This is a genomic window from Limnohabitans planktonicus II-D5, assembly GCF_001270065.2.
Classification (GTDB): domain Bacteria; phylum Pseudomonadota; class Gammaproteobacteria; order Burkholderiales; family Burkholderiaceae_C; genus Limnohabitans_A; species Limnohabitans_A planktonicus.
On the sequence record NZ_LFYT02000057.1, the window covers coordinates 1 to 8504 of the forward strand.

General features: G+C 63.5%; 1 protein-coding gene. It reads right to left on the bottom strand.

Annotated features, from left to right (window positions below):
- The coding region (locus H663_RS40570; protein WP_116695959.1) for an Ig-like domain-containing protein at window positions 1-8504 on the bottom strand (8504 nt) is incomplete at both ends.

An 8504-nucleotide genomic window follows, 5' to 3' on the forward strand; every position in this document is an offset into this window, starting at 1 on the left:
CAGATCGCCCACATCAAAGGCGATGACTTTTTCTGAGAAGCGGATGGTGACGGTGGCGCTGTCGCCTGCTTTGAGCAGTGTTTTGTCCAGCGCGATGCTTTGCACTTGCGGCGCAGAGGTGTCCACGCTGTAGCTGCGGCTGGCCGAGGTGCTGGCTTGGTTGCCTGCGGCATCGCTGGCGTTGAGCAGCACTTCCAGTGTTTTGTCCGAATCGGCCACCAGGTCGGCCGTGTCGATGCTGATGTTGTAGCTGCCCACGGCGTTGACGGTGCCGCTGAAGGTGTGGCCGTTCACGGCAATTTGCACCAGATCGCCTTCGCTGGCCCCCAGTGCAGCGCCAGTGATGGTGGTTTGCAGGTGGGCCGCATCGGCCGGGCCCACGGCATCGTCGCCGCCTATGGCCGTGATGCTGACGGTGGGCACGGGTTTGCCGGTGTCCACCGTGAAGCTGAAGACGGTGGGGGTGCTGGTGTTGTTGGCTTTGTCGGTTTGGCGCACTTGCACGGTGTTGGCGCCTTCTTGCGCCGTGAAGGTGCTGCTCCAGGTGCTGCCGTCGGTGCTGTATTCGACCAAGGCGTCTGTTTCGATGAGCCCAATGTTCAGGTTGCCTACGGTGCTGATCTTGTCGCTTTGGCTGCGTCCGGTGTCGCACAGCAAGCTGACGGCGGGTGAGGCCACGGTTTGGTCGATGACCACCGCCAGGTTGATGGTGGCGTCTACCGCGTTGCCCGCTTGCAAGGTGCGTTCGATTTGCACATTGCCCGAGGCAATGGCCAGCGTGGGCGTGACGGACCACAGGCCGTTGTTGTCGACCACGGTGGTGAGCACTTCGCCGGTGCCGGGCATGGTCACTTTGATGCGGTCGCCTTCTGAGCCGCTGCCGGTGATGGTGGGGGTGTCGTAATAAGTGCTCAGGTCCGTCAGGGCGCCGCTGTTGCTGTTGTTGTCCAGACCTGCGGTGAAGGTGCCTGCCTTGGTGTTGAGCACAAATCGGAGGACGTCGGAGACGGCGATGTTGCCTGCCGCGTCCCGGACCCGTGCGTAGACGGTGTTGCTGCCTTCTATGGCGCTGTAGGTGTTGGTCCAGCTGCTGGCGTTGGTGCTGTATTCGACCACGGCACCGGCTTCTATGGCCGAGCCGGTGGCGCTTCCAGGGACGTTCAGGCTGGCGTCGATGGTGACCAGGTCGCCCGGGGTGCCGGTGTCGCAGGCGAGAGTCAGGATCGGTTTGACGATGAAGGTGTCCACGGTGAACACCAGTTGGCTGGCCGCGCCGGTGTTGCCTGCGGCATCGACCACGCGTGCGTAGACGGTGTTGCTGCCCTCGCCCGCTGCAAAGGTGCTGCCCCAGGCTGTGCCGTTGGTGCTGTATTGGAGCGTGGCACCGGCTTCCAGGGAGGACGCGGTGAGGTTGCCGGTTTGAGTGATTTTGTCGGTGCCAAGTGCGCCGCTGTCGCACACCAAGCCCAACACGGGCGCATCGGGCGCTTGGGTGTCCAGGGTGAAGCTGTAGGTGGCCACAGCACCGGTGTTGCCTGTGGCGTCCGTCACGCGCACTTTGACGTTGTTCACGCCTTCGGCAGCTGCGAACGTGGTCGCCCAATTCACGCCGTTGGTGCTGTATTCAAGCTGGCCGCCTGCTTCCACGCTGCTGAGGCTCAGGGTGCCGATGTTGCTGAGTTTGTCTGTCCCTGCACCTGTACTGCTGCCGCTGTCGCACACCAGGCCCACAGTGGGGGCTGTGGGGGCTGCGCTGTCCAGGGTGAAGCTCAGGCTCGATGCCTCACTGACATTGCCTGCCTGGTCGGTGACGCGCACGCTGACCGTGTTGGCGCCTTCTGCGGCTGTGAAGGTTGTCCCCCAGGTGGTGCCGTTGGTGCTGTATTCCAGCGTGGCTCCGGCTTCGGCGACTACGTTGATGTTGCCGTTGTTCGTGAGTTTGTCAGCGCCTTGGCTGCCGCTGTCGCACACCAGGGTGAGCACGGCCGGGGTGGGCGCTGTGCTGTCCAGGGTGAAGCTGTAGTCTTGGGTGCGCTGGTTGCCTGCGGCGTCCATGACGCGCACTTTGACGGTGTTCAGGCCTTCGGCTGCTGTGTAGGTGCTGGTCCAGGTGCTGCCATTGGTGCTGTAGCTGATGTCTGCACCGGCTTCTGCGCCGGTGATGACCAAGGTGGCGTCTCGGCTGAGTTTGTCGCTGGCCGTGCCGCTGTCGCAGCTGAGCGCCACGGTGAAGGCGCTGGTTTGGCTGTCCAGGGTGAAGCTGAATGCAGCCGAGGTGGCCACATTGCCTGCCGCATCCGTAGCGCGCACTTGCACGGTGTTGGCACCCTCTGCGGCTGCAAAGGTGGTGGCCCACGTTGTGCCGTTGGTGCTGTATTCCAGCTGACTGTCGCTGTCTGCGCTGACACTGAAGGCGCTGTTGCTGGTGACTTTGTCGGTGCTGTTCAATCCCGTGTCGCTGATCAGGCTGAGTACGGGGGTGGTGATGCTGGCGTCGATTTGCAGGGCCAAGGTTTTGGCTGCACTCACCACGCCTGCGGCATTGCTTACGGTCACGCTCACGGTGCCGCTGGCCACATCGGTGCTGGCGGTCACGCTCCACTTGCCATCAGCGGCCACCGTCGTGCTCAGGATCTCGCCTGTGCCGGGCATGGTCACACGGATGATGTCGCCCGTAGTACCTGTGCCGCTGATCGTGGGCGTCAGGTCCTGGGTCAGCAGATCGGTCTGGCTGCCACTGTTGCTGGACAGGTCCAGTTGGGCGGTGAACACCGCGTCTGCTGCATTCAGTGTGAAGCTCAGCGTGTCTGACGTGGCCACGTTGCCCGCTGCGTCTGTCACTTTGAGGGTCACGCTGTTGGTGCCCTCCACGGCTGTGAAGCTGCTGGTCCAGGTTTGGCCGTCGGTGCTGTATTGCAGCTGTGCGCCGCTGTCCACATTGTTCAGGTTCAGCGCGCCGTTGCGGGTGATGCCGTCGCTGCTGCTGGTGCCGCTGTCGCAGCTGAGCGCCACGGTGGGTTTGGAGATAGCAGTGTCCAGCGTGAAGCTCAGGGTGCTGGCTGCGCCTGCGTTGCCTGCTGCATCGATGACCCGCGCCTTGACGGTGTTGCTGCCTTCGGCGGCTGTGAAGGTGGTACCCCACCCGACGCCGTCTGTGCTGTATTGCAGCGTGGCACCTGCTTCGGATGTCGTGACGGTGTAGCGGCCATCGCTGGTGATCTTGTCGGTACCCAAAGCACCGCTGTCGCACACCAGGCCAAGGACGGGCGCATCGGGTGCTTGGGTGTCCAGCGTGAAGCTGTAGGTGGTGACTGCGCCCAGGTTGCCTGCGGCATCGGTCACGCGCACTTGCACGTTGTTAACTCCCTCTGCGGCTGCAAAGGTGGTCGCCCAGTTCACGCCGTTGGTGCTGTATTCGAGCTGACCGCCTGCTTCTACGCTGCTCAGGCTCAGGGTGCCTGTGTTGGTGATCTTGTCTGTGCCAGAGCCCGTGATGCTGCCGCTGTCGCACACCAGGCCCACGGTGGGGGCTGTGGGGGATGCGCTGTCCAGCGTGAAGCTCAGGCTGGATGTCGCGCTGACGTTGCCTGCCTGGTCGGTCACGCGCACGCTGACCGTGTTAGCGCCTTCGCTGGCGGCAAAGGTGCTGCCCCAGGTGGTGCCGTTGGTGCTGTATTCGAGGGTGGCACCGGCTTCGGCGGCCACGTTGATGTTGCCGTTGTTCGTGAGCTTGTCTGCGCCTTGGCTGCCGCTGTCGCACACCAGGGTGAGCACGGCCGGGGTGGGCGCTGTGCTGTCCAGGGTGAAGCTGTAGTCTTGGGTGCGCTGGTTGCCTGCGGCGTCCATCACACGCACTTTGACGGTGTTCAGGCCTTCAGCTGCTGTGTAGGTGCTGGTCCAGCTGCTGCCGTTGGTGCTGTATTCCACGCTGGCACCCGCTTCTGCGCCGGTGATGACCAGGGTGGCGTCTCGGCTGAGTTTGTCGCCTGTGGTGCCGCTGTCGCAGCTCAAGGAGACTGTGAAGGCGCTGGTCTGGCTGTCCAGCGTGAAGCTGAAGGCGCTGGAGGTGGCCACATTGCCTGCGGCATCCGTAGCGCGCACTTGGACGGTGTTGGCACCTTCTACTGCTGCATATGAGCTGGTCCAGGTGCTGCCGTTGGTGCTGTATTCCAGCAAGCTGTCGCTGTCTGCGCTGACGGTGAATGTGCCGTTGCTGGTGACTTTGTCGGTGCTGTTCAATCCCGTGTCGCTGATCAGGCTGAGTACGGGGGTGGTGATGCTGGCGTCGATTTGCAGGGCCAAGGTTTTGGCTGCACTCACCACGCCTGCGGCATTGCTTACGGTCACGCTCACGGTGCCGCTGGCCACATCGGTGCTGGGGGTCACGCTCCACTTGCCATCAGCGGCCACCGTCGTGCTCAGGATCTCGCCTGTGCCGGGCATGGTCACACGGATGATGTCACCCTCTGTGCCGGTGCCGCTGATCGTGGGGGTCAGGTCCTGGGTCAGCAGATCGGTCTGGCTGCCGCTGTTGCTGGACAGGTCCAGTTGGGCGGTGAACACCGCGTCTGCTGCATTCAGTGTGAAGCTCAGCGTGTCTGACGTGGCCACGTTGCCCGCTGCGTCTGTGACTTTGAGGGTCACGCTGTTGGTGCCCTCCACGGCTGTGAAGCTGCTGGTCCAGGTTTGGCCATCGGTGCTGTACTGCACCTGCGCGTCGCTGTCCACGTTGTTCAGGTTCAGCGCGCCGTTGCGGGTGATGCCGTCGCTGCTGCTGGTGCCGCTGTCGCAGGCCAGCGCCACGGTGGGCTTGCTGATGACCGTGTCCAGCGTGAAGCTCAGGGTGCTGGCTGCGCCTGCGTTGCCTGCTGCGTCGATGACCCGCGCCTTGACGGTGTTGCTGCCTTCGGCGGCTGTGAAGGTCGTGCCCCATCCGACGCCGTCTGTGCTGTATTGCAGCGTGGTGCCCACTTCCAAGGTCGTGACGCTGTAGCGGCCATCGCTGGTGATCTTGTCGGTGCCAAGTAGGCCGCTGTCGCACACCAGGACCAACACGGGCGCATCGGGTGCTTGGGTGTCCAGGGTGAAGCTGTAGTTGGTGACTGCGCCCAGATTGCCTGCGGCATCGGTCACGCGCACTTTGACGTTGTTCACGCCTTCGGCAGCTGCGAAGGTGGTGGCCCAGTTCACGCCGTTGGTGCTGTATTCGAGCTGACCGCCCGCTTCTACGCTGCTCAGACTCAGGGTGCCTGTGCTCGTGATCTTGTCTGTGCCAGAGCCCGTGATGCTGCCGCTGTCGCACACCAGGCCCACGGTGGGCGCTGTGGGGGCTGCGCTGTCCAGGGTGAAGCTCAGGTTGGAAGTCGCGCTGACGTTGCCTGCTTGGTCGGTGACGCGCACGCTGACCGTGTTGGTGCCTTCTGCGGCTGTGAAGGTTGTGCCCCAGGTGGTGCCGTTGGTGCTGTATTCGAGGGTGGCACCGGCTTCGGCGGCAATGTTGATGTTGCCGTTGTTCGTGAGTTGGTCAGCGCCTTGGCTGCCGCTGTCACACACCAGGGTGAGCACGGCTGGGGTGGGCGCTGTGCTGTCCAGGGTGAAGTTGTAGTCTTGGGTGCGCTGGTTGCCTGCGGCGTCCATGACGCGCACTTTGACGTTGTTCAGGCCTTCGGCTGCGGTGTAGGTGCTGGTCCAGGTGGTGCTGTTGGTGCTGTATTCGATACTGGCACCGGCTTCTGCGCCGGTGATGACCAGGGTGGCGTCTCGGCTGAGTTTGTCGCCTGTGCTGCCGCTGTCACAACTCAGAGCTACCGTGAAGGCGCTGGTCTGGCTGTCCAGGGTGAAGCTGAAGGCAGCTGAGGTGGCCACATTGCCTGCCGCATCCGTAGCGCGCACTTGGACCGTGTTGGCACCCTCTGCGGCTGTGAAGGTGGTGGCCCACGTTGTGCCGTTGGTGCTGTATTCCAGCAGGCTGTCGCTGTCTGCGCTGACACTGAAGGCGCTGTTGCTGGTGACTTTGTCGGTGCTGTTCGATCCAGTGTCGCTGATCAGGCTGAGCACCGGAGTGGCAATGCTGGCGTCGATTTGCAGCGTCAGTGTCTTGGCCGCACTCACCACGCCTGCGGCATTGCTTGCGGTCACGCTGACCGTGCCACTGGCGATGTCGGTGCTGGCGGTCACGCTCCACTTGCCGTCTGCAGCCACCGTGATGCTCAGGATCTCGCCTGTGCCGGGCATGGTGACTTGGATGATGTCACCCTCTGTGCCGGTGCCACTGATCGTGGGGGTCAGGTCCTGGGTCAATAAGTCGGTCTGGCTGCCGCTGTTGCTGGACAGATCCAGTTGGGCAGTGAAGACCGCGTCTGCTGCGTTCAGTGTGAAGCTCAGCGTGTCTGACGTGGCCACGTTGCCCGCTGCGTCTGTCACTTTGAGGGTCACGCTGTTGGTGCCCTCCACCGCCGTGAAGCTGCTGGTCCAGGTTTGGCCGTCGGTGCTGTACTGCACCTGTGCGTCGCTGTCGATGCTGTTCAGGTTCAGCCCGCCGTTGCGGGTGATGCCGTCGCTGCTGCTGGTGCCGCTGTCGCAGGCCAGCGCCACGGTGGGTTTGGAGATAACAGTGTCCAGTGTGAAGCTCAGGGTGCTGGCTGCGCCTGCGTTGCCTGCCGCGTCAATGACCCGCGCCTTGACGGTGTTGCTGCCTTCGGCGGCTGTGAAGGTGGTGCCCCAGCCGACGCCGTCTGTGCTGTATTGGAGTGTGGCACCTGCTTCGGATGTCGTGACGCTGTAGCGGCCATCGCTGGTGATCTTGTCGGTGCCGAGTGCACCGCTGTCGCACACCAGGACCAACACGGGCGCATCGGGCGCTTGGGTGTCCAGGGTGAAGCTGTAGTGGGTGACTGCGCCCAGGTTGCCTGCAGCATCGGTCACGCGCACTTGCACGTTGTTGGAGCCTTCAGCCGCTGCAAAGGTGGTCGCCCAGTTCACGCCGTTGGTGCTGTATTCAAGCTGGCCGCCTGCTTCCACGCTGCTGAGGCTCAGGGTGCCGATGTTGCTGAGTTTGTCTGTGCCAGAGCCCGTGATGCTGCCGCTGTCGCACACCAGGCCCACGGTGGGCGCTGTGGGGGCTGCGCTGTCCAGGGTGAAGCTCAGGCTGGAGGTGTTGCTGACGTTGCCTGCCTGGTCGGTGACGCGCACGCTGACCGTGTTAGCGCCTTCGCTGGCGACAAAGGTCGTGCCCCAAGTGGTGCCGTTGGTGCTGTATTCCAGTGTGGCACCGGCTTCGGCAGCCACGTTGATGTTGCCGTTGTTCGTGAGTTTGTCAGCGCCTTGGCTGCCGCTGTCGCACACCAGGGTGAGAGCTGCTGGGGTGGGCGCTGTGCTGTCCAGGGTGAAGCTGTAGTCTTGCGTGCGCTGGTTGCCTGCGGCGTCCATGACGCGCACTTTGACGGTGTTCAGGCCTTCGGCTGCTGTGTAGGTGCTGGTCCAGGTGCTGCCATTGGTGCTGTAGCTGATGTCTGCACCGGCTTCTGCGCCGGTGATGACCAAGGTGGCGTCGCGGCTGAGTTTGTCGCTGGCCGTGCCGCTGTCGCAGCTGAGCGCCACGGTGAAGACGCTGGTCTGGCTGTCCAGGGTGAAGCTGAAGGCGCTGGAGGTGGCCACGTTGCCAGCGGCATCGGTGGCGCGCACTTGCACCGTGTTGGCTCCTTCTGCGGCGGTGAAGGTGCTGCTCCACGTTGTGCCGTTGGTGCTGTATGTCAGCAAGCTGTCGCTGTCTGCGCTGACGGTGAATGTGCCATTGCTGGTGACTTTGTCGGTGCTGTTCGATCCCGTGTCGCTGATCAGGCTGATCACCGGAGTGGTGATGCTGGCGTCGATTTGCAGCGTCAGTGTTTTTGCTGCACTCACCACGCCTGCGGCATTGCTTGCGGTCACGCTCACGGTGCCGCTGGCCACATCGGTGCTGGCGGTCACGCTCCACTTGCCGTCTGCGGCCACCGTCGTGCTCAGGATCTCGCCTGTGCCGGGCATGGTGACTTGGATGATGTCACCCTCTGTGCCGGTGCCGCTGATCGTGGGGGTCAGGTCCTGGGTCAGCAGGTCTGTTGAACTGCCGCTGTTGCTGGACAGGTCCAGTTGGGCGGTGAAGACCGCGTCTGCTGCGTTCAGTGTGAAGCTCAGCGTGTCCGAGGTGGCCACATTGCCCGCTGCGTCTGTGACTTTGAGGGTCACGCTGTTGGTGCCCTCCACCGCTGTGAAGCTGCTGGTCCAGGTTTGACCATCGGTGCTGTACTGCAGCTGTGCGTCGCTGTCGATGTTGTTCAGGTTCAGCGCGCCGCTGCGGGTGATGCCGTCGCTGTTGCTGGTGCCGCTGTCGCAGGCCAGCGCCACGGTGGGTTTGTCGATGACCGTGTCCAGCGTGAAGCTCAGGGTGCTGGCTGCGCCTGCGTTGCCTGCTGCGTCGATGACCCGCGCCTTGACGGTGTTGCTGCCTTCGGCGGCTGTGAAGG